We start from the raw sequence: 19,077 nt of genomic DNA, 5'->3' as shown, positions 1-19,077 counted from the left end.
TGGCGGCGGGGACTGCGCCGCCCCCGCGCGGACGCTTCGTGCAGGGGCGGGCGTCGTCATCCGCAGGTCTTGCCCACGGATGTGCCGAGCCTGGTCAGAACAGGATGAAATCCGCGGCGGTCAGGTCGTAGAGCCCGGCGAGCTCGATCTCCTCCGAAGGCCCCGACGGCGTGGGCAGCGGGACGCTCGGGCCCGGGTCGCCGTAGACGGTGACGAGCTGGATGATGGTATGCCCGTCCTCGACCACGGTGCGGACCTGAAGGGCGAGGCTCGCGCCGAACTCGGCACCGTCGAGGAAGACCGACTTCTGGTCCTGGGCGTAGGTGTTGGCGTAGCCGCGAAGATCGATGCGGTCCACGCCCTGGCAGAAGTCGAGGATCACGTCCCGCGCGCCGGGGCCGACGCCGGATTCGGGGCCGCCGAAGGGAATATCCCTGATATAGATGAAGACATCGGCGCCGCCCCCGCCGGCCAACCGGTCCGCTCCCTCGCCACCGCGCAACCGGTCCTCGCCGGCGCCGCCGTGGAGCTGGCCGGCGCCGCGCCCGCCATTGATGACATCGTCGTCCGCACCGCCGTAGACCTGGTCGGCGGCGCCGCCGGCATTGATGGTATCGTTGCCCGCACCGCCGATGAGCAGGTCCGACCCGTCCGCGTCGATCACCCCGATGCCCCCGGTCGGGCTGCCGAGGAAGACGCCGAAGCCGCTGATCGAGTCATTGCCACTGCCGCCGAACACCGTGTCCGCACCGATGCCTGCGCTGACCCGGTCGTCGCCGGCGCCGGCCAGGATGAGGTTGCGGCCGGGCAGGATGCCGCTGGAATTGGACTCCGGCGGCAGCGGCCCGCCCGAACGGCCCTCACCTATGAAGTTGTCGCCGAAGATCGTATCGTTGCCGCCGCCGGCGAGGATCAGGTCGCCCCCTGTCGTCCCAAGCAGGCTGTCCGCCCCCGCAGTGCCGTTGCGCAGTGCCACGATCCTCGCCCTACCGACCTGTGCGCGAGCCTGGGACGGCCTCAGCAGCCCCTGCGATGGTCTCGATGACACGCTTGCGCGACGCCGCTGCCGCTCGGGCTGGCGTGGCAAAGGGGGTGGCGCGGGGTTGCGGTTCCGTCGCATGCTTCGCCAAGGCTGGCCGATCAAGCCGGCAAGGGACGGAGGACAGGCATGGCCGCAAGGCCGCGCGACACGGGATTCGCAACCGCCCCCGGTCAGGCAGGCCTGCGCCGCCGGTGACGCCGCTCCTGCACCTCCGTTGCGGCGACGACCTCCGCAGCCGCCTGCAATCGGCCGGCATTGCCGGGGAATACCTCTGCTTCGCCGATCCGGTCTGCGTCGGACCGGCGCAGGACGATGGCGACCTGATGGCCTGGCTCGGCATGCGCGCGCGCTACGTGGCGCTGCATTCGGGGCAGGATCCGGCCGCGGTGCGCCTCCGCCTCGGCCGCGAATATGCCGCGCTCAACGGCCTGCACCGGCGCGAGGCCGTCTGGCTCTGGTTCGAGCACGACCTCTGGGACCAGATCGCGCTCATCCGCATCCTTTCGCTGCTGGCCGAGAAGCGCCTGTTGCGCGGCCGACTGCTGCTGCTGCCGGCCGATGGCGAACGCTGCTTCCCGAGGCTGAGCGATGCCGAGCTCGGCGCGCTCCACCCCGCGCCGCTGTCCGACCTGCAGATCGAGCAGGCGGCCGAGGCCTGGGCCGCCTTCGCCGCGCCCGACCCGCGCGGGCTCGACGCGCTCAGCCGGCGCGAGCTGGCCTTGCCGTTCCTCGCCGCGGCGCTGCGCCGCCACCTGCGCGACCTGCCCTGGGCGACGGACGGGCTCGGCGAGACGGAGCGCCGCGTGCTGCGCGCCATCGCCGCCGGCATCACGGAGGAGGCAGCCCTTCTCGGCCGCCTCGAAGAGGGCGATCCCGTCTTCCACCTTACCGACCTCATCCTGCGCGAGGTGATCGGCCGCCTGCGCCAGGGCCCGAATCGGCTGGTCTCGCGCGACGCGCAGCTTCACCTGACGCCGCGCGGCGCCGCCGTGCTGGCGGGGACGGACCGCTTCCGCCCGCCGCCGCGCTTCCAGGCGGGCGTGCACGTGCTGCCGGACCCGCCCTGGCTCTGGGATCCCGACCAGGTCGCCGTCATCCCCGGAGCCGCCGCATGAGGACCACCCTCGTCATCCATGGCGGCGCCGGCACCATCCGGCGCGAGGACATGTCGGCGGCGCGCGAGGCGGAGCATCGTGCGGCGCTGGAGGCCGCGCTCGCCGCCGGCGGCGCGGTGCTGGCACAGGGCGGCAGCGCGCTCGACGCGGTGGAGCAGGCGGTGCGCACGCTGGAGGACTGTCCGCTCTTCAATGCCGGCCGCGGCGCCACCTTTACCGCCGCCGGGACGATCGAGCTGGATGCCGCGCTGATGGACGGCGCCACCCGCCGCGCCGGTGCGGTCGCCGGCGTGCAGCGCATCCGCAACCCGATCTCGGCGGCACGCGCAGTGATGGAGCGGACGCCGCATGTGCTGCTGATCGGGCCTGCAGCCGACGGCTTCGCCGAGGCCGAGGGCCTCGCCCTGGCGCCTCCCGAGTATTTCCGCACCGAGCATCGCTGGCAGCAATTGCAGGCGGCCCTGGAGGCGGGGCGCATCGCCCTCGACCACGACCTGCCCTCGCGCATGGGAACGGTCGGCGCCGTGGCGCGCGACCGCGCCGGGCGCCTCGCCGCCGCCACCTCCACCGGGGGGATGACGAACAAGCGCGCAGGCCGCGTCGGCGACAGCCCGTTGATCGGCGCCGGCACCTGGGCCGATGCGACGGTCGCGGTGAGCTGCACGGGGGTCGACGAGGCCTTTATCCGCTGCGCCGCGGCACATGAGCTCTCCGCCTTGATGCGTCACCGCGGCCAGGCGGTGCAGCAGGCCGCGGCCGACATCGCCGAGATCCTGGTGCCGGCGCATGGCGGCAGCGGCGGGCTCATCGCGGTCGATGCGGCGGGTGAGCCAGGCATCGCCTTCGGCACCGCGGGCATGTATCGCGGGACCCTCCGCGACGGTGCAGCGCCTGAGGTCGGCATCTACGCCTGAGGCACGGAGGACCGAAGCTTCAAGGTCTGGTCGGGCGAGACCACCTGATCGGAGCTTGCCCGGCCGAACACGATGCCGGAGCGGCTTGCGCGAGCCGGCGCGGGCGGAGACCGCTCCGGGGTAATTCGCTCAACCAAACAACAGGCTGGAGCGCGTCCCGTGAGCCAGGTCGAACGGCACGCGTCCTGCAGCGGTTTCCGCTCGCATAGGCTCACGGAACCCGCTCTGGCTTGTTGCCGGGTCGAGCAAGTACCTCCGACCAGGTGGTTCCACCTGATCGGAGTTTGCTCTAGCTGCGCGGCGCGCCGATGCGGAGGCTGGCGAGGTCGCCGCTGTCCTGCTGCGGGGCATAGATCACCCGCGGGCCGCCATCGGCGAGACCGCCGACCAGCGTGCCGGCCTGGCCCGGAAAGCTCGTCACCGCGCCGTAGCTGTAGCTGCGGTCGAGTTCGCCGCCGCTCATGGCCACCTGGGCGCCGCCGACGATGTTGTTGGTGGGCGTGGTGGAGTAGACAACGCGCGGGCCGCCGTCGCCGCCGCCGCCAACGAGCAGCGGGCCTTCCTGCGCCAGCGCGGCGCCGGTGGCGCCAAGGGCAATCACGGAAGCGAGGAGAGCAGAGCGGATCATATCCTGTCCTTCATGGCTGGGCAGCCCGGGGCCGCCTTCGCCGCACCAGATGGACCGCATGGCCCGGCCGCGCCAATGCGTTCGACGCATGCCTATCATTTTCGAAATGAATGATGCGCGGCCCGCCGCGGACCCCAAAGGTCGCGCCGCCGTGAGGCTTGGGCTCCCCCGGACATGCCGGAGCAACCGGCGGAAGGCGCAGCATCCCGGACCAAGCGAGGGTCACGGCGAAGGAGACCTCGCGCATGACCCGGTTCCGCTGCACGCCCATCCCGACCGAGACGGCCCGGCGCTGGCGCGCCACGGGCACGGATGACCGCGGGCAGCCGCTGCATCGCCGCGTGGTGGACGGCCCCGGCTTCCCCTGCCGTCACTGCCTGCAACTCGGCGAGCCCGGCGAGGCTATGCTGCTTGGCAGCTATGCCCTGCCGCATCCGCAGGGCGTGTACTGGGCGCCGAGCCCGATCTTCCTGCACGCCCGCGACTGCGCGCCCTTCGAGGCGGTGGACGAGATTGCCCCCATCGTCCTTGCCAACGGCATCGTCTCCGTCCGCGCCTATGACGGGGCGGAGATGTGCCTCTACGACCTCGGCGCCGTCAGCGAGGGCAGCGCGGTTGCGCCGCTGCTCGAGCGCGCGCTCGCCGACCCGCGCACGCGCTTCGTCAACATCCACACCGCGCGGCCGGGCTGCCTGCTGACGGCGGTGGAGAAGCTCGGCTGATCAGGCCGCTTCGAGCTTCTCCTGCAGCTCCAGCCACTCCGTCTCCAGCCCCGGCAGGATCTTGTTGATCACGGCGCGGCGGGTGGTGGCGCGGTTGATGAGGTCGGTCTTGTTGCCGGCATAGAGGCGCGGGTCGGCCAGCGCCTTGTCGATCACCGCCGCCTCGTCCTGCAGCTTGGCGATCTGCGCCTCGATCTGCTTCAGCCGGTCGCGCAGCGGGGCGAGGGCGGTGCGGCTCTCCGCCCGCCCGCGCCGCTCCGACGGCCGCGCCGCGCCGGCCGGCTCGGCCCGCGAGGCCCGGCGGCCGCCGCCGAGCAGCGCCCGGTAGTCGTCGAGGTCGCCCTCGAAGGGCGCGACCTTGCCGTCGCCGACCAGCCAGAGCCGATCCGCCACCAGCTCCACCAGATGCGGGTCGTGGCTGATGAGGATCACGGCGCCGTTGTAGTCGGCCAGCGCCTTCACCAGCGCATCGCGGGCGTCGATGTCGAGGTGGTTGGTCGGCTCGTCGAGGATGAGGAGCTGCGGCGCCTCCCGCGTGCAGAGCGCCAGCAGCAGCCGCGCCTTCTCACCGCCCGAGCAGGCCGAGATCTTCGTCGTCGCCCGCTCCACGTCGAGGCCGAAGCGCGCGAGCTGGGAGCGGCATTGCGTCACCGTCGTCTTGGGCATGGCCGCCTGCATGTGGGAGAGCGGCGTGCCCTCCATGTCGAGCTCGTCGGTCTGGTGCTGGGCGAAGTAGCCGATCTTCAGCTTGGGCGAGCGGAATTCGCGCCCGCCCATCAGCGACAGCCGCCCGGCGAAGAGCTTGGCGAGGGTCGACTTGCCGTTGCCGTTGGCCCCCAGCAGCGCGATGCGGTCGTCCTGGTCGAGCCTGAGGTCGAGGCCGCGCAGCACCACCCGCCCGTCATAGCCGATGCTCCCCCCCGAGATGGAGAGCACCGGCGGCGCCAGCTCGGCGGGCTCGGGGAAGGCGAAGCGGGTCACGTGGTCCTCGACCACGCTCTCGATCGCCGGCATCCGCTCCAGCGCCTTGATGCGCGACTGCGCCTGGCGCGCCTTGCTCGCCTTGGCGCGGAAGCGGTCAACGAAGCTCTGGATATGCGCCCGCTCGGCGGCGAGCTTCTCGTTCATCGCCGCCTGCTGCGCCTGCCGCTCGGTGCGGACGCGGACGAAATTGTCGAAGGCGCCGGGATAGAGCGTGAGCTTGCCGCGGTCGAGATGGGCGATGGCGTCGACGCAGCGCTCGAGCAGGCCGCGGTCATGGCTGACGATGATGGCCGCGCCCGAGAAGCGCTGCAGCCAGCCCTCCAGCCACATCGTCGCCTCGAGGTCGAGATGGTTGGTCGGCTCGTCGAGCAGCAGCAGTTCGGGCTCGAGGAAGAGCACGCGGGCCAGCGCCACGCGCATCCGCCAGCCGCCGGAGAACTCGGTGCTGGGGCGGGCCTGCGCCGCCGCGTCGAAGCCAAGGCCGGCGAGGATGGTCGCGGCGCGCGAGGGCGCGCTGTCGGCCTGGATGGCGATCAGCCGCTCATGGATCTCGGCCATGCGGTGCGGCTCCGCCCCGGCCTCGACCTCGGCGAGCAGCGCGGCGCGCTCCGTATCGGCGGCGAGCACCGTCTCGAGCAGGCTCTCCGGCCCGCCCGGCGCCTCCTGCGCCACATGGCCGAGCCGGGCGCGCTGGGCGAGGCGGATCTCACCGGCATCGGGCTGGATGTCGCCTATGATCGCCTTCAGCAGCGTCGACTTGCCGGCGCCGTTGCGGCCAACCAGCCCGACCTTGCGGCCGGGATCGACGGCGAGGTCGGCGGCTTCCAGCAGGGCGCGGCCGGCGATGCGGAGGGTGAGGTCGCGGATGGCGAGCACGGTCATGCGCGCCTTCTACCGCCGCCGTCTCCCCCCGTCACGCAGGATGGCTAGCTGGGCTGGCCCTCGGTCTCGGCCTCGGGCGGGGAGGGGGGCTTCGGCGCCGGCGCCTCGCCCCATTCGTCGGACACCATGCCCTGCTGGCTGCTCACCAGGTCGATATCCGCCTGGCTCGGCGGCCGGGGGATATGGGGTGTCTGGGGCTTCAGCGTGTCATCGGCCATTGGGGCGCTCCTCTGCTGCATCCCCAACGCCGCGGGGCGGGCCGGGTTGGGCTTGCATCCGCGCCCCGGCCCGCCTATCCCGCCGCCACCGTCACGAAGGAACGCAAGCATGGCCGTGGAACGCACCCTCTCCATCATCAAGCCGGACGCGACCCGCCGGAACCTCACCGGCAAGATCAATGCCAAGTTCGAGGAGGCGGGCCTCCGCATCGTTGGCCAGAAGCGGCTGCAGCTGAGCGAGGCCCAGGCCGGCGCCTTCTACGCTGTCCACAGGGAGCGGCCCTTCTACAAGGACCTGGTCAGCTTCATGATCAGCGGCCCGGTGGTGGTGCAGGTGCTTGAGGGCGAGAACGCGGTGGCCAGGAACCGCGAGATCATGGGCGCCACCAACCCGGCCAATGCCGCGCCCGGCACGATCCGCAAGGAATTCGCCGAGAGCATCGAGGCGAACAGCGTCCATGGCTCGGACAGCGCCGAGAACGCCGCGACGGAGATCGCCTTCTTCTTCGCCGGCACCGAGATCGTCGGCTGAGGCAGCCGGGCCGGCCCTCGGGGCCGGCCCCCCTTCGTCACGCCACGAAAAGCAGGAGCCCCAGCAGCAGCAACACGGTGATCACGATTCCCCAGGTCGTGAACTGGACGAAGCCTTCCCAGCCCCGCTCCTTTTCGACGAGCAGCGCCTTCTCGTCGACGGCCCCGAAATCGTAATGGTCATGGTGTTCGGCCACGGTCCGGTCCCCATCAGCTCTCGGAATGGGGTGTAGAAAGCGCGGGCGGGCTCGGCAAGGGGTTGGCGAGCGCGGCCGAGCCGTTGGGATGCGCCAGCGCCCCGCCCGCCGCCGCCCGCAGCGCTGCCGGGTAGATCCGGTGCTCCTGGGCGAGGACCCGGGCGGCGAGCGTCGCCTCCGTATCCCCCGGCAGCACCGGCACCGCGGCCTGGGCGAGGATCGGCCCGGCATCCATCTCCTCGGTGACCCAATGCACGGTGCAGCCATGCAGTCGGACGCCGGCGGCCAGCGCCCGCGCATGGGTGTCGAGACCGGGGAAGGCCGGGAGGAGGCTGGGATGGATGTTGAGCATCCGCCCTGGCCATCGCCCGACGAGGAAGGGCGTCAGCAGCCGCATGTAGCCGGCGAGGCAGACGAGCCGGATGCCATGTGCCTCCAGCGCCGCCTGGACGGCCGCCTCATGCGCCGCGCGGTCGCGGCCGAAGGGGCGGCTCTCGACCACCGCCGTCGGCACCCCGGCGGCGGCCGCCAGCGCCAGCCCGCCGGCATCCGCCTTGTTGGAGAGGACTAGGGCGATCTCCGCCGGGAAGTCCGGCGCCCGCGCCGCCTCCAGCAGCGCCACCATGTTGGAGCCGCGGCCGGAGATCAGGATGGCGGTCGGGACCTTCGCCGGCCCGATGACCGGGGCGCCGCCAGGCGTAGGGGTCTGAATCGGTCCGGCTCCCCTATCGCGGCCAGCCCTCGGGCAGGTTGCCGATCCGCACCTGCGCCTCGCCGCCCCCGGGCTCCAGCGTGCCGATGCCGAAGACGGTCTCGCCCGCGCCCTCCAGCAGGGCGGTCGCCTCGGCGACCGCTCCGGCCGCGACGACGGCGACCATGCCGATCCCGCAATTGAAGACGCGCAGCATCTCCTCCGGCGCCACGTTGCCGGCCTGGGCCAGCCAGGCGAAGACGGGCGGCACCGTCCAGGCGCCCGCATCCACCGCCGCGGCGACGCCCTTCGGCAGCACCCGCGGCAGGTTGCCCGGCAGCCCGCCGCCGGTGATGTGGGCGGCCGCCTTCAGCAACCCCGCCCGGTGCAGGGCGAGCAGCGACTTCACATAGATCCGCGTCGGCGCCAGCAGCGCCTCGCCGAGCGTGCCGCCGCCGAAGGGGGAGGGGGCGCCGAGGCCGGTCCCCGCCGCCTCCACCACCCGCCGCACCAGCGAGAAGCCGTTGGAATGCACCCCGGTGCTGGCGAGCCCGAGCAGCACGTCGCCCGGCCCGACATCCGGCCGCGGCAGCAGCGCCCCGCGCTCCGCCGCCCCCACCGAGAAGCCGGCCAGGTCGTAATCCTCCGCCGCGTACATCCCCGGCATTTCCGCCGTCTCGCCACCGACCAGCGCGCAGCCGGCCCGGCGGCACCCCTCGGCGATGCCGGAGATCACGTCTCGCGCCTGTTCCAGCCGCAGCCTGCCCGTGGCGAAGTAGTCGAGGAAGAAGAGCGGCTCCGCCCCCTGCACCACGAGGTCGTTCACGCACATGGCGACCAGGTCGATGCCGACGGTGCCGTGCAGCCCGGCATCGAGGGCGACGCGCAGCTTGGTGCCGACGCCATCGGTCGAGCTGACCAGCACAGGGTCGGTGAAGCCCGCCGCCTTCAGGTCGAAGAGCGCGCCGAAGCCGCCGAGCCCGCCCATGGTGCCGGCCCGGCTGGTGGACCGGGCCATCGGCTTGATCGCCTCGACCAGCGCGTCGCCGGCATCGATATCCACCCCGGCATCACGGTAGGTCAGGCTGTTTCGCGGGGAACTGGTCAGGGCGGCCTCCGATCGGCTAAGGGGAGTCGGCGGCTTTCTAGCGCGCCTTCACCGGCGCGTCCCCTGTGCCGGGCCGCATGGCAGGAGAAAGCGCAATGCTGGGCAGATCAGGCGTCCTCCGGGGCATGGCGGGCCTGGCCCTCGCCGCCGCGCCGGCCATCACCTCCGCCCTGGCGCAGACCGCCGCGCTGCCCTCCGTCGCCACCATGCCCGATCCCTCGGCGCTGAACCTCACCCAGCGCGGCATCCCCGCCGAGGCCTCGGCCGAGAACGGCGTGCTGGCGCGCGAGCGGGCGCTGGCCGCCGGCCGCCGCACCGCCTGGGAGCGCGCCCTGTCGGAGGCCGGGCTGCCGCCGGTCAACCTGTCCGACCAGCGGCTCGAGGACATGGTCCGCTCCATCGTCATCGAGCAGGAGCGGACGGCGCCCACGCGCTACACCGGCCGCATCACCGTGGTCTTCGACCCCAACCGGGTGCGCTCGGCGCTCGGCGGCAGCGTCAGCGTGCCGGGCGCCTCGCCGCCCCCCGTGGCCGCCGCCGCGCCGGCCTCGAATTGGATCGAGGCAAGGGCCATCTATCGCTCCATGGGCGAATGGCTCGAACTCCAGCGGCGGCTGCGCGGGGCGCCCCCGGTCGCCTCGGTCGACGTCCAGGCGATCGCCGTCGATGCGGCGCGCCTCCGGCTCGGCCTGCGCGCCCCGCCGCCCGAGGCCGCGGCGCTGCTCGCCGCCCTCGGCATTGCGCTGGAACAGGCGGGCCCCGCCTGGCGGCTGGGCCTTGCCGGAAGCTGACACGCGCCCGGCCGAGCGGGCAGGGGAGGCGGCGCCGCATGTGCTCGTCACTCTGCCCAACCTCATCACCCTCGCGCGGCTCTGCGCCGTGCCGGCGACCATCTGGCTGATCCTGCACCATCGCCTCGACCTCGCCTTCTATGTCTTCGTCGGCGCCGGCATCTCGGACGGCATCGATGGCTGGCTCGCGCGGGTGACCAATGCCCGCAGCGCGCTCGGCGCCATGCTCGACCCGGTGGCCGACAAGGCGCTGCTCGTCTCGGTCTATGTGACGCTCGCCGCCATCGGCGGACTGCCGGACTGGCTCGCCATCATGGTGGTGTTCCGCGACCTCCTGATCGTCGGCGGCGTGCTGGTGCTCTGGGTGCTCGGCCAGCCGCCGCGCATCCGCCCGCTGCTGGTCTCCAAGCTGAACACCTGCCTGCAGATCGCCCTCGCCGCGCTGGCCCTCTTCATCGCCGGCTTCGGCCTCGCCGCCGACGGGCTGCTGACCGCGCTGATCTGGGCCGTGGCGCTGACGACGCTCGCCTCCGGCATCGCCTATGTGGTCTCGGCCATCCACTGGACTCACCATCCCGGGCCGCGGCCATGAACCTCGTCCCGCCCCAGCCCCCGGCCATGAAGCCCGAGCCGCCGCCCCTGGCCCGCCCCCGCATCCCGCCGCCGGTGGCGACCCGCGCCCAGCGCGTTGCCCTAGCCCTCGGCGTCGCGGGCAGCCTGTTCCTCGCCTTCTGGCTCTTCTCGCCGATCCTCACCCCCTTCGTGCTGGCCGCCGTCATCGCCTATTTCCTCGACCCGCCGGCCTCGCGGCTGACGCGCATAGGCATCCCGCGCGGCGTCTCGGCGCTGCTGATGATCCTGGCCCTCGTTGCCTTCGCCCTGCTCTGCCTGCTGCTGCTCTACCCGCTGCTGGTGGCGCAGGTGACGATCCTGCTGCAGCGCCTGCCGGCCTATGTCCTCGGCATCGGCCAGGCGGTGCGGGATGCGCTGACCGCCCTGTCGGAGCGCCTCGGGCCGGATGTCTTCGACCAGCGCCTGCAGGATCTTGCGGTCGGCCAGGCCGGGTCGATCATCTCCTATCTCGGCACCTCGCTCGCGCGGATGATCACCGGCGGCATCGCGCTGTTCAGCGTCTTCACCCTGGTCACCGTCACGCCCGTCGTCGCCTTCTACCTGCTGCGCGACTGGCCGCGGATCATCCGCCGCATCGATGCCTGGCTGCCGCGCCGCTCCGCTGCGACGCTCCGCCAGCTCGCCCGCGACACGGACCGCGTGCTCTCCGCCTGGCTGCGCGGCCAGCTGCTCTGCTGCGCCCTGCTTGCGGTCTACTACGCCGCGGCGCTCTCCGCCGTGCGGCTGGAGCTCGGCCTGACGGTCGGGCTGATGGCGGGCATCCTCTCCTTCATCCCTTATATCGGCTCCATCACCGGCCTCGTCACCGCGCTGGCCCTGGCGCTCGCCCAGTTCGGCACCTGGAACGGGGTGCTGGTGGTGATGGCGGTCTTCGTCGCCGGCCAGGTGATCGAGGGCTACGTGATCTACCCCTGGCTGCTCGGCGACCGGGTCGAGCTGCACGCCGTCTGGGTGATCTTCGCCCTCTTCGCGGGCGGCGTGGCCTTCGGCTTCCTCGGCGTGCTGCTGGCGGTGCCGCTGGCGGCGGTGATCGGCGTCATCGCCCGCTACTGGCTGCGCCGCTACCTCGAGAGCCCGCTCTATCTCGACCCGCCGCGGACCGGCTGATGCTGGATACGACGGCTCCGCTCCCGCGGCAGCTCGCCCTGCCGCTGCCCGCCGCAGCACCCGTCGAGACGGAGCCGGTGCTGGCCGATGACAGCAATGCCGAGGCGTTGGCCTGGCTCGCCCGGCCCGAGGCCTGGCCGCAGCGCCGCCTCGCCCTGCACGGCCCCGCCGCCGCCGGCAAGTCGCTGCTGCTGCGGGGCCTCGCCGCGCGCCGCGGCTGGCCGGTGCTGCTGGGCCCCTCCCTCCGCGGCCTGCCGGAGGTGCCCGCTGGCCCCGGCCTCGCCCTCGACGATGCCGACTGCATGGCGGAGGAGGCCGCCCTGCTCCACCTCCTCAACCTCTGCGCCGAGCGCGGCCAGCACCTGCTGCTGGCCGGCCGTGCCCCGCCCGCCCGCTGGCCGGTCGCGCTGCCCGACCTCCGCAGCCGGCTGCGCGCCATGCCCGCCGCCGGCATCCGCCCGCCGAGCGACGACCTGCTCGCCGCCTTGCTGCGGCGGCATTTCGCCCACCGCCAGCTCCGGGTGGAGGAGGGGGTGCAGGCCTTCCTCCTCGCCCGGCTGCCGCGCGAGGCGGCCGCCATCGCCGAGGCCGCCGCCCGGCTCGACCGCGCTGCGCTCGCGCTCGGCGGCCGCGTCACCCGGGCGCTGGCGCGCGCCACCCTGGCCGACCTGCCGGGATTCGGTGCGGATGACGAATCCATGGCATTGGCCGAGACCGGCTGCCCGCCATCCCCGACCCTGCTGTAGGGTGCCCGCATGAGCCTCGCCGAGACCCGCACCCCGCCCGTCGCCGAGACCCCCGCGCAGGAGCCGGAGCGCTTCATCAACCGGGAGCTCTCCTGGCTCGACTTCAACACGCGCGTGCTGGAGGAGGCCGGCAACGAGCACCACCCGCTGCTCGAGCGCCTGCGCTTCGTTGCCATCTCGGCGGCCAATCTCGACGAGTTCTACTCCGTCCGCGTCGCCGGGCTGATCGGCCAGGAGGGCGCCGGCATCACCACCCGGTCGCCCGACGGCCGCACGCCGCCGCAGCAGCTCGCCGCCATCCATGACCGGGCGGAGGTGTTGATCGAGGCGCAGCAGGCCGCCTGGCGGGAGCTCCGCGGGCTGATCCGCGAGGCCGGCCTCATCGTCCTCCGCCCCGAGGAGCTGAGCGAGGCCGACCGCCTCTGGCTCGACGGCTGGTTCATGGAGCGGGTCTTTCCCGTGCTCACGCCGCTGGCCGTGGATCCGGCGCACCCCTTCCCCTTCATCCAGAACCTCGCCGCCTGCATGGTCCTGAAGCTTGTGCGGGAGGAGGATGGCGGCACCATGCGCGCCCTGCTGCCCCTGCCGGCGCAGGTGGAGCGCTTCATCCGCCTGCCGAAGCAGGATGGCGAGACGGCCGTCCGCTTCCTCCTGCTCGAGGACCTGATCGAGCTCAGCCTGCGCCGCGTCTTCCCCGGCTTCATCCCGGCCGAGCACGGGCTCTTCCGCCTGATCCGCGACACCGATGTCGAGTTCGAGGAGGAGGCGGAGGACCTCGTCCGCTCCTATGAGACGGCGCTCAAGCGCCGCCGCCGCGGCCGCGCCATCCGCCTCTCCGTCACCGCCGCGACGCCCTCCGACATCGTCGACTTCGTCATCGAGGAGCTGGATGCCGAGCGCAGCGGCGTCTTCGTGGTCGACGGGCTGCTCGGCCTCGACGACCTCCGCCAGCTCATCATCGACGACCGGCCGGACCTGCTCTTCACGCCCTACACGCCGCGCTTCCCGGAACGCATCCTCGACTATGGCGGCGACTGCTTCGCCGCGATCCGGGCGAAGGACATCGTCGTCCACCACCCCTATGAGAGCTTCGACGTGGTGGTGCAGTTCCTCCGCCAGGCGGCGCGGGACCCCAATGTGGTCGCCATCAAGCAGACGCTCTACCGCACCAGCCGCGACAGCCCGATCGCCCGCGCGCTGATCGAGGCGGCGGAGGCGGGCAAGAACGTCACCGGCATCGTCGAGATCAAGGCCCGCTTCGACGAGGAGCGGAACATCGCCCTCGCCCGGGAGCTGGAGGCGGCCGGCGTGCAGGTCGTCTTCGGCTTCGTCGAGCTGAAGACCCATGCCAAGATGTCGCTGGTGGTGCGGCGCGAGGGCGTTGCGCTCCGCTCCTACGCGCATTTCGGCACCGGCAACTACCATCCCGTGACGGCGCGCATCTACACCGACCTCTCCTTCTTCACCGCCGACCCGGCACTGACCGGCGATGCCGCGCGCCTATTCAATTACATGACGGGCTATGCGCGGCCGGAGCGGATGGAGGGCCTGGCCTTCGCCCCGCTGACCATCCGCCCCACCCTCCTTGGCCTGATCGAGCAGGAGCGGCGCTTCGCCGAGGAGGGAAGGCCCGCCGGCATCTGGCTGAAGATGAACAGCCTGGTCGACGAGCAGCTCATCGACGCGCTCTACGCCGCCTCCCGCGCCGGGGTGAAGGTGGATTGCGTGGTGCGCGGCATCTGCTGCCTCCGCCCCGGCGTGCCCGGCCTGTCCGAGACCATCCGGGTCAAGTCGATCGTCGGCCGCTTCCTCGAGCATTCGCGCATCTATGTCTTCGGCAACGGCCACCGGCTGCCCTCGCGCCGGGCACGGGTCTTCATCTCCTCGGCCGACTGGATGGCGCGCAACATGGACTGGCGGGTCGAGACCATGGTGCCGGTCGAGAATGCGACCGTGCATGCCCAGATCCTCGACCAGATCATGGTGGTGAACCTGAAGGACAACGCCCAGAGCTGGGAACTGACCAGCGAGGGCGCCTGGCGCCGCCTGCCCCGCGGGGCGCAGCCGGTCTCGGCGCATGAATATTTCATGACCAACCCCTCCCTCTCCGGCCGCGGCAGCGCGTTGCACCGCAGCGGCCGGGCAGCGATGCGCAAGCCGCGCCCCGACCGCATCGCCCAGGACTGATCCGCATGACTGCTCCCGTCGCGCCCCGCTGCGGCGTCGTCGACCTTGGCTCGAACTCCGTCCGCCTCGTCATCTTCGAGGGGCGCGGGCGGAACCCGCAGGCGATCTTCAACGAGAAGGCCGTGCTCGGCCTCGGGCGGGGGCTGCAGGCGACCGGGCGGCTGAACGAGGAGGCGATTGGCCCGGCGCTCACCGTCCTCGCCCGCTACCACGCCGTGGCGCATGCCATGCACGCCGACCCGCTGGAGGTGGTGGCGACGGCGGCCGTGCGCGACGCCGCCAATGGCGCGGCCTTCGTCGCCGCCATGCGGGAGCGGATGCCGGGCCTCGGCATCCGCATCCTGACCGGCGAGGAGGAGGGCCGGCTCTCGGCCGATGGCGTCCTCCTCGGCTTCCCCGGCGCCGATGGCGTGCTTGGCGACCTCGGCGGCGGCAGCCTGGAGGTGGTGCGGCTGACCGAGGGGCGGGTCGCCCGCGCCGCCTCGCTGCCCATCGGCGCCATCCGCCTGGCCGAGCGCGCCGGCGGCGAAGTGGCCCGCGCCCGCGCCATCGCCGAGGAGGAACTGGCGAAGCACCCCTGGCTCGCCGAGGGCGGCGGCCGCGACCTCTACCTCGTCGGCGGCGCCTGGCGGGCGCTGGCGCGGATGCACATCGCCCAGACCGGCTACCCGCTGGCAATCGTCCACCACTACGTCCTCCGCCGCGAGGAAGCGCGCGACCTCGCCGGCGTCGTCATGGCCGCGTCCCGCCGGGTGCTGGAGCGGATGGCCGGCGCCCCGCAGAAGCGCCTCGCCGACATGCCCTTCGCGGCCGTCACCATGCGCCGCCTGCTGCGGGCGACCGGCGCCGCCCGCGTCGTCTTCTCGGCGAACGGCTTGCGGGAGGGCTGGTACGCCCGGCTGCTGCCGGAGGCGGTGCGCGGGGCCGACCCGATGCTGGCCGCCGCCCGCGCCCTCGCCGCCGCCTGGGGCCGCGACCCGGGCCTGCCGCCTGCGCTGGTCGCCTGGACCGACCCGATCTTCCCCGACCAGGATCCCGCGGTGCGGGCGCTCCGCGAGGCCGCCTGCTGGGTCTCGGACATCGGCAGCCACGACCATCCGGAATACCGGGCGGAGCAGGCCTTCCTCCGGGTGCTGCGCCAGCATGGCGCCGGGCTCGACCACCATGCCCGCGCCTTCCTCGGCCTCTGCGCCGCCCTCCGCTACGAGGCCGACCCGAGCGCCCCCTTCCTCGGCCCGACCCGCGTGCTGCTGGACCTGCCGACCATCCGCCGGGCGGAGGCGCTCGGCGCCGCCTTCCGCCTGGCCTACACCCTATGCGGCGGCACGCCCGCCCTGCTGGCCGGCACCCGCCTCGAGCGCCAGGGGAGCCGGCTGATGCTGCGCCTCGCCGAGGGCACCGGCGTCTTCGCCGGCGAGAGCGTGCTCCGCCGCGTGGAGCAGCTGGGCGCCGTGCTCGGCCTGGAGGCGATCGTCGAAGTCGACGGCTGACCGAAGTTTTTGCCCCGCGCCCCGCGATTTCTGCGTCAATTCTCCCCGGCCAACATGGGAGGACCGGAGGATGCGCTGGATCGCGGGCTTGGGCGCCATGCTGGGCATGGTGGCGATGGGCAGTGCCGCGGCGACGGCGCAGGAGCCGGCCCGGCCGAACCTCTTGCTCCGCGAGGTGGTGCAGGGCATGCCGCGCGGCGAGCGGCAGGAAATCCAGGTCCTCACCGCCACCATCGCCCCGGGCCAGGCGACGGTCTTCCACACCCACCGCTTTCCGGTGACCGTCTACGTGCTCGAGGGCGCCTTCACGCTGGAGATGGAGGGGCGGGAGCCTGTCACCGTCCCGGCCGGCGGCGCGCTGGTGGAGCCGCCGCATGTCCGCATGACCGGCTACAACCGGAGCGGCGGCGACGCGGCACGCGTCCTCATCGTCTATGTGGCCGAGCCGGGGACACCCTTCCTCGACCCGATCCATTGAGAGGGCGCGGCGCGACTACCGCTGGGTATTCTGGTTCAGCCCCGGCTGCGCCCCGGTATTGCCGGTGCCGAGGCGCCCCTGCTCCTCCGGGCGCCCGATATCCGGCCGCAGCGAACTCCGGTCCGCCTCCAGCGGCAGCACCTGCGCCGGGGGGATGATGGGCTGCGGCTCCCGCGCCGCCTCCGCCTGGTCGACGGCGCGGTCCTGGCGGGTTTCCTGGTTGAGCTGGCGCGAGGCGCGCTCTGCCGGCGTCTGCCCGAGCGCCGGGCCGGCGATCAGCAGGGCGGCGAGGAGGGGAAGCCGGGGGGCGATGGCATGGGGCATGCCGCCATAGCGCCCGCCATTCGGTTCGGTTCCGTGGCTATCGCCCGCATCGCGCTACATGCAGTTGTAGAGCCGCATGCAGGAGAGGTAGCGCTGCATGCACTGGTTCATGCAGCCGGCCCGGTCGGTCGGCGTGAAGGCCGGGGCGTTCGGGTTCATGCTCCACATGGGCGGGCAGGCGACCTGGCAGGCGCTCTGCTGCGAAAGGCAGTTGTTGGCGATCGGCTGGGCACAGCGCGGCGGCGCCTGGCCGTTGCCGGGCGGTGCGGCAGGCGCCCGCGGCGCCGCGGCGCTGCCCGTGCTACCGGCCGGCGGCAGCGGCGGCGGCTTCCCGCCGGGCTCGGCCGGGGCCATCCGGCCGCCCGTCACCGGCGGCAGCGCCTCCGGCTTGCCGAGCTGGGCCTGGGCCGCGGCCATGACGGGCATCAACAGGGCCAGTAGCAGCCTGATCACCCAGAGACGCAAGGCAGTGTCCTCCAATCATTCCAGATAAGGTATTAAGCCGGCAACGACGCGAAGGGATGTCCCGGCTGCATGAGGGCCTGGAGCAGAGCGCTGCGGGACGGCATCGTCCAGAGGCGTGAAGCCGCTCCGATGACAACAGCCGGGCGCATGTCCGGTGGCCCCGCGTGAACCGGGGATGCTTCAGGCCTTCGGCACCCATTCCGCCGGCGCCTCGCTTCCCGTCTGCCCAGTGATCCGCCCATAGGCCTCCACCCGCCGGTGGGCGGCGAAGTTGAAGATCGTGCGCCGCCCCAGCTCGCACATGCCGAGGTCGCAGTCGGCGACGATCAGCTCGTCGCCCCAGCTCGTCGCCTGGGCCATGATCTCGCCCTGCGGGTTGACGATGATGGAATGGCCGAACAGCTCGTGTCCGTCCTCATCGCCGGCCTTGGCGACGCCGGCGGCGAAGCAGGCATTCTGGTAGCAGCCCGCCTGGATCGAGAGGTGGCTGTGGAAGACGCGCAGATGATGCGCCTCGAAGCCGCGGTTCTCCATGTTGAGGCTCGGCGTGTTGTAGCCGAGCATGACCAGCTCGACCTGTTGCAGCCCGAGCACCCGCCAAGCCTCCGGCCAGCGCCGGTCGTTGCAGATCATCATGCCGATATTGACCTGCGCCTCGCCGACCGGGGCGCGGACCACGGGGAAGCCGAGGTCGCCCACCTCGAAGTAGCGCTTCTCCAGGTGCTGGACCCGGCGCGTCGGGTCGTGCTCGGCATGGCCGGGCAGGTGGACCTTGCGGTACTTCAGAACGACCTCGCCCGAGGGGTGGACGTAGACGGCGGTGTTGAAGCGCCGGCCCTCCGGCGTCCGCTCGGCATAGCCGAGGTGGAAGCCGATGTTGAACCGGCGCGCCGCCTCGAAGAGCGGCGCGGTGGCGTTGGAGGGCAGGGCGGTCTCGTACCAGTGGTCCGCCTCCGCCAGGTCCTCGTGGTACCAGCGCGGGAAGAAGGTGGTGAGGGCGAGCTCCGGGAAGACCACCACCTCCGCCCCGCGCCGGTGCGCCGTCTCCATCAGCCGCACCATGCGCCCGACCGCGACCTCCCGCCCCTCCGCCTTCTGGATGGGCCCCAACTGGGCGGCGGCGAGGACGATGCGTCGGGACATGGGCGAGGCTCCGGGGGTTAGATCATGCTGCCGCCCCCGCCGCCCGGCCCGCCGAGGGTCGGCACCACGGTGGCGTCGAGGGTGACGGCATAGGGTATCATCAACGGATCCGCGCCGGAGCCGATCGGGTCGAAATCCAGGTAGCCGCTGTAGGATTTCCAGCCGACCGGGCTGTCGCTGACGATCTGGTCGTAGAGGTTGTTCGGCGTGTCGATGCCGTCGACCTCATGGGTCGAGATCAGCCCCGCCGCATAGAAGGCGCGCGAGGCATGGGTCGAGCAATTGTTGCCGGTGATGGTGAAGCCATCCGTCTTCGCCCTCATGGCGAGCCAGGAGTCGCGGAAGGCCTCCGCCCGCCGCTTGCCGACATCGAGCACCAGCATGGTGGAGACGCAGGGCTCGGCACGCGCATTGGCCAGCTTCACGTAGTGCCGGCGCTGCGCGAGATAGGTGGCGTAGCTGAAGACGATGCCCGTCCCACCGATCGCGGTCGTCCCGAAATAGCCGACCGGCGCACCACTCGGCAGGATGCAGTCGCTATGGCCGCCATCGGGCGGCCCCTCGGTATGGGAGGGCTTGAAGCGCACGATATAGGCGATGGTCGTCTCGCCGTTGAAGCGCAGCGTGATCGGTGACGGCATGGTCGGCCTTCTGTGACTGGCCAGACCGGTATCGCATCCA

The 19,077-nt window shown here is 72.4% G+C and carries 22 protein-coding genes; 11 read left to right on the top strand and 11 right to left on the bottom strand.

The features are described from left to right. Positions 1–94: 94 nt before the first annotated feature. Positions 95–976 carry a calcium-binding protein gene (locus tag AC5JJ1_RS04365; protein ID WP_495783891.1) on the bottom strand — a complete coding sequence of 294 codons (882 nt, stop codon included), beginning with the start codon at positions 974–976 and terminating at the stop codon, positions 95–97. Between the two features lie 257 nt (positions 977–1,233). On the opposite strand from AC5JJ1_RS04365, the gene AC5JJ1_RS04360 reads away from it, so the two are divergent. Further along, entirely contained in the window at positions 1,234–2,157 is a 924-nt protein-coding gene (locus AC5JJ1_RS04360; RefSeq protein WP_495783890.1) for a DUF1835 domain-containing protein, read from the top strand. After that, positions 2,154–3,071, top strand: coding sequence for an isoaspartyl peptidase/L-asparaginase family protein (locus AC5JJ1_RS04355; RefSeq protein ID WP_495783889.1), 918 nt, complete (start codon positions 2,154–2,156; stop codon positions 3,069–3,071). The genes AC5JJ1_RS04360 and AC5JJ1_RS04355 overlap by 4 nt, the downstream gene beginning before the upstream one ends. Before the next feature lie 289 nt (positions 3,072–3,360). Here AC5JJ1_RS04355 and AC5JJ1_RS04350 read toward each other — a convergent pair whose 3' ends face one another. Continuing rightward, a complete protein-coding gene (locus tag AC5JJ1_RS04350; protein WP_495783888.1) occupies positions 3,361–3,699 on the bottom strand; it encodes a hypothetical protein in 339 nt (112 codons plus the stop codon). A 245-nt stretch (positions 3,700–3,944) separates the two neighbouring features. Here AC5JJ1_RS04350 and AC5JJ1_RS04345 point away from each other — a divergent pair, with 245 nt between their 5' ends. After that, on the top strand, positions 3,945–4,421 hold the full coding sequence (locus AC5JJ1_RS04345) for a DUF1203 domain-containing protein (RefSeq protein WP_495783887.1): 477 nt from the start codon (positions 3,945–3,947) through the stop codon (positions 4,419–4,421). Here the strand turns inward: AC5JJ1_RS04345 and AC5JJ1_RS04340 are convergent, their stop codons facing one another. Together AC5JJ1_RS04340 and AC5JJ1_RS04335 are read right to left on the bottom strand one after the other, a co-directional pair. After that, positions 4,422–6,287 (bottom strand): ABC-F family ATP-binding cassette domain-containing protein, encoded by a 1,866-nt coding sequence (locus tag AC5JJ1_RS04340; RefSeq protein WP_495783886.1) that lies wholly within the window; start codon positions 6,285–6,287, stop codon positions 4,422–4,424. It lies immediately after the preceding gene. Between the two features lie 44 nt (positions 6,288–6,331). Further along, on the bottom strand, positions 6,332–6,505 hold the full coding sequence (locus tag AC5JJ1_RS04335) for a hypothetical protein (protein ID WP_495783885.1): 174 nt from the start codon (positions 6,503–6,505) through the stop codon (positions 6,332–6,334). A 109-nt stretch (positions 6,506–6,614) separates the two neighbouring features. On the opposite strand from AC5JJ1_RS04335, the gene ndk reads away from it, so the two are divergent. Beyond that, positions 6,615–7,037, top strand: coding sequence for a nucleoside-diphosphate kinase (gene ndk, locus AC5JJ1_RS04330; RefSeq protein WP_495783884.1), 423 nt, complete (start codon positions 6,615–6,617; stop codon positions 7,035–7,037). A 37-nt stretch (positions 7,038–7,074) separates the two neighbouring features. Here the strand turns inward: ndk and AC5JJ1_RS04325 are convergent, their stop codons facing one another. The 3 genes from AC5JJ1_RS04325 to purM are packed head-to-tail and all read right to left on the bottom strand — an operon-like array spanning position 7,075 to position 9,032. After that, positions 7,075–7,233, bottom strand: a complete 159-nt coding sequence (locus AC5JJ1_RS04325) for a preprotein translocase subunit SecE (RefSeq protein WP_495783883.1) — start codon at positions 7,231–7,233, stop codon at positions 7,075–7,077. Positions 7,234–7,246: 13 nt separating this feature from the next. Further along, complete coding sequence (gene purN, locus AC5JJ1_RS04320; RefSeq protein WP_495783981.1) at positions 7,247–7,912, bottom strand: phosphoribosylglycinamide formyltransferase; 666 nt, start codon at positions 7,910–7,912, stop codon at positions 7,247–7,249. Positions 7,913–7,958: 46 nt separating this feature from the next. Beyond that, positions 7,959–9,032 (bottom strand): phosphoribosylformylglycinamidine cyclo-ligase, encoded by a 1,074-nt coding sequence (gene purM, locus AC5JJ1_RS04315; protein WP_495783980.1) that lies wholly within the window; start codon positions 9,030–9,032, stop codon positions 7,959–7,961. A 95-nt stretch (positions 9,033–9,127) separates the two neighbouring features. Here purM and AC5JJ1_RS04310 point away from each other — a divergent pair, with 95 nt between their 5' ends. From AC5JJ1_RS04310 to AC5JJ1_RS04280, 7 genes are all read left to right on the top strand, one after another. Further along, positions 9,128–9,823, top strand: coding sequence for a hypothetical protein (locus AC5JJ1_RS04310; RefSeq protein WP_495783882.1), 696 nt, complete (start codon positions 9,128–9,130; stop codon positions 9,821–9,823). Next, positions 9,810–10,415, top strand: a complete 606-nt coding sequence (locus AC5JJ1_RS04305; protein WP_495783881.1) for a CDP-alcohol phosphatidyltransferase family protein — start codon at positions 9,810–9,812, stop codon at positions 10,413–10,415. The genes AC5JJ1_RS04310 and AC5JJ1_RS04305 overlap by 14 nt, the downstream gene beginning before the upstream one ends. A 26-nt stretch (positions 10,416–10,441) precedes the next feature. Further along, on the top strand, positions 10,442–11,563 hold the full coding sequence (locus AC5JJ1_RS04300; RefSeq protein WP_495783880.1) for an AI-2E family transporter: 1,122 nt from the start codon (positions 10,442–10,444) through the stop codon (positions 11,561–11,563). Next, positions 11,563–12,309 carry a chromosomal replication initiator DnaA gene (locus tag AC5JJ1_RS04295; RefSeq protein WP_495783879.1) on the top strand — a complete coding sequence of 249 codons (747 nt, stop codon included), beginning with the start codon at positions 11,563–11,565 and terminating at the stop codon, positions 12,307–12,309. Before AC5JJ1_RS04300 ends, AC5JJ1_RS04295 begins: the two co-directional genes overlap by 1 nt. A 9-nt stretch (positions 12,310–12,318) precedes the next feature. Further along, positions 12,319–14,496 (top strand): RNA degradosome polyphosphate kinase, encoded by a 2,178-nt coding sequence (locus tag AC5JJ1_RS04290; protein ID WP_495783878.1) that lies wholly within the window; start codon positions 12,319–12,321, stop codon positions 14,494–14,496. A gap of 5 nt (positions 14,497–14,501) precedes the next feature. Beyond that, complete coding sequence (locus AC5JJ1_RS04285; RefSeq protein ID WP_495783877.1) at positions 14,502–15,986, top strand: Ppx/GppA phosphatase family protein; 1,485 nt, start codon at positions 14,502–14,504, stop codon at positions 15,984–15,986. Positions 15,987–16,056: 70 nt separating this feature from the next. After that, positions 16,057–16,464: a cupin domain-containing protein gene (locus AC5JJ1_RS04280; RefSeq protein ID WP_495783876.1), complete on the top strand. Its 408-nt coding sequence runs from the start codon at positions 16,057–16,059 to the stop codon at positions 16,462–16,464. A 15-nt stretch (positions 16,465–16,479) separates the two neighbouring features. Here the strand turns inward: AC5JJ1_RS04280 and AC5JJ1_RS04275 are convergent, their stop codons facing one another. The 4 genes from AC5JJ1_RS04275 to AC5JJ1_RS04260 all read right to left on the bottom strand — a co-directional run bounded on the left by AC5JJ1_RS04275 (position 16,480) and on the right by AC5JJ1_RS04260 (position 19,037). Beyond that, the gene (locus tag AC5JJ1_RS04275; RefSeq protein ID WP_495783875.1) at positions 16,480–16,788 is read right to left on the bottom strand and encodes a hypothetical protein; all 309 of its coding nucleotides are present in this window, start codon (positions 16,786–16,788) and stop codon (positions 16,480–16,482) included. A gap of 54 nt (positions 16,789–16,842) precedes the next feature. Further along, positions 16,843–17,253: a hypothetical protein gene (locus AC5JJ1_RS04270; RefSeq protein WP_495783874.1), complete on the bottom strand. Its 411-nt coding sequence runs from the start codon at positions 17,251–17,253 to the stop codon at positions 16,843–16,845. A 180-nt stretch (positions 17,254–17,433) separates the two neighbouring features. After that, positions 17,434–18,396, bottom strand: a complete 963-nt coding sequence (locus AC5JJ1_RS04265) for an N-carbamoyl-D-amino-acid hydrolase (protein WP_495783873.1) — start codon at positions 18,394–18,396, stop codon at positions 17,434–17,436. A gap of 17 nt (positions 18,397–18,413) precedes the next feature. After that, on the bottom strand, positions 18,414–19,037 hold the full coding sequence (locus AC5JJ1_RS04260; protein WP_495783872.1) for a hypothetical protein: 624 nt from the start codon (positions 19,035–19,037) through the stop codon (positions 18,414–18,416). Positions 19,038–19,077 lie beyond the last annotated feature (40 nt).

The sequence above is a fragment of the Belnapia sp. genome (assembly GCF_059504005.1).
Note: the sequence above shows the minus strand (reverse complement) of the source record. Positions and strands in the feature narration are given on the sequence as shown.

What these genes read in the sequence shown, in the direction of transcription:
- AC5JJ1_RS04355 (WP_495783889.1), top strand. Translation starts at nt 2,154, where the DNA reads ATGAGGACCACCCTCGTCATCCATGGCGGCGCCGGCACCATCCGGCGC.
- AC5JJ1_RS04350 (WP_495783888.1), bottom strand. Translation starts at nt 3,699, where the DNA reads ATGATCCGCTCTGCTCTCCTCGCTTCCGTGATTGCCCTTGGCGCCACC.
- AC5JJ1_RS04345 (WP_495783887.1), top strand. Translation starts at nt 3,945, where the DNA reads ATGACCCGGTTCCGCTGCACGCCCATCCCGACCGAGACGGCCCGGCGC.
- AC5JJ1_RS04340 (WP_495783886.1), bottom strand. Translation starts at nt 6,287, where the DNA reads ATGACCGTGCTCGCCATCCGCGACCTCACCCTCCGCATCGCCGGCCGC.
- AC5JJ1_RS04335 (WP_495783885.1), bottom strand. Translation starts at nt 6,505, where the DNA reads ATGGCCGATGACACGCTGAAGCCCCAGACACCCCATATCCCCCGGCCG.
- ndk (WP_495783884.1), top strand. Translation starts at nt 6,615, where the DNA reads ATGGCCGTGGAACGCACCCTCTCCATCATCAAGCCGGACGCGACCCGC.
- AC5JJ1_RS04310 (WP_495783882.1), top strand. Translation starts at nt 9,128, where the DNA reads ATGCTGGGCAGATCAGGCGTCCTCCGGGGCATGGCGGGCCTGGCCCTC.
- AC5JJ1_RS04300 (WP_495783880.1), top strand. Translation starts at nt 10,442, where the DNA reads ATGAAGCCCGAGCCGCCGCCCCTGGCCCGCCCCCGCATCCCGCCGCCG.
- AC5JJ1_RS04295 (WP_495783879.1), top strand. Translation starts at nt 11,563, where the DNA reads ATGCTGGATACGACGGCTCCGCTCCCGCGGCAGCTCGCCCTGCCGCTG.
- AC5JJ1_RS04290 (WP_495783878.1), top strand. Translation starts at nt 12,319, where the DNA reads ATGAGCCTCGCCGAGACCCGCACCCCGCCCGTCGCCGAGACCCCCGCG.
- AC5JJ1_RS04285 (WP_495783877.1), top strand. Translation starts at nt 14,502, where the DNA reads ATGACTGCTCCCGTCGCGCCCCGCTGCGGCGTCGTCGACCTTGGCTCG.
- AC5JJ1_RS04280 (WP_495783876.1), top strand. Translation starts at nt 16,057, where the DNA reads ATGCGCTGGATCGCGGGCTTGGGCGCCATGCTGGGCATGGTGGCGATG.
- AC5JJ1_RS04275 (WP_495783875.1), bottom strand. Translation starts at nt 16,788, where the DNA reads ATGCCCCATGCCATCGCCCCCCGGCTTCCCCTCCTCGCCGCCCTGCTG.
- AC5JJ1_RS04265 (WP_495783873.1), bottom strand. Translation starts at nt 18,396, where the DNA reads ATGTCCCGACGCATCGTCCTCGCCGCCGCCCAGTTGGGGCCCATCCAG.
- AC5JJ1_RS04260 (WP_495783872.1), bottom strand. Translation starts at nt 19,037, where the DNA reads ATGCCGTCACCGATCACGCTGCGCTTCAACGGCGAGACGACCATCGCC.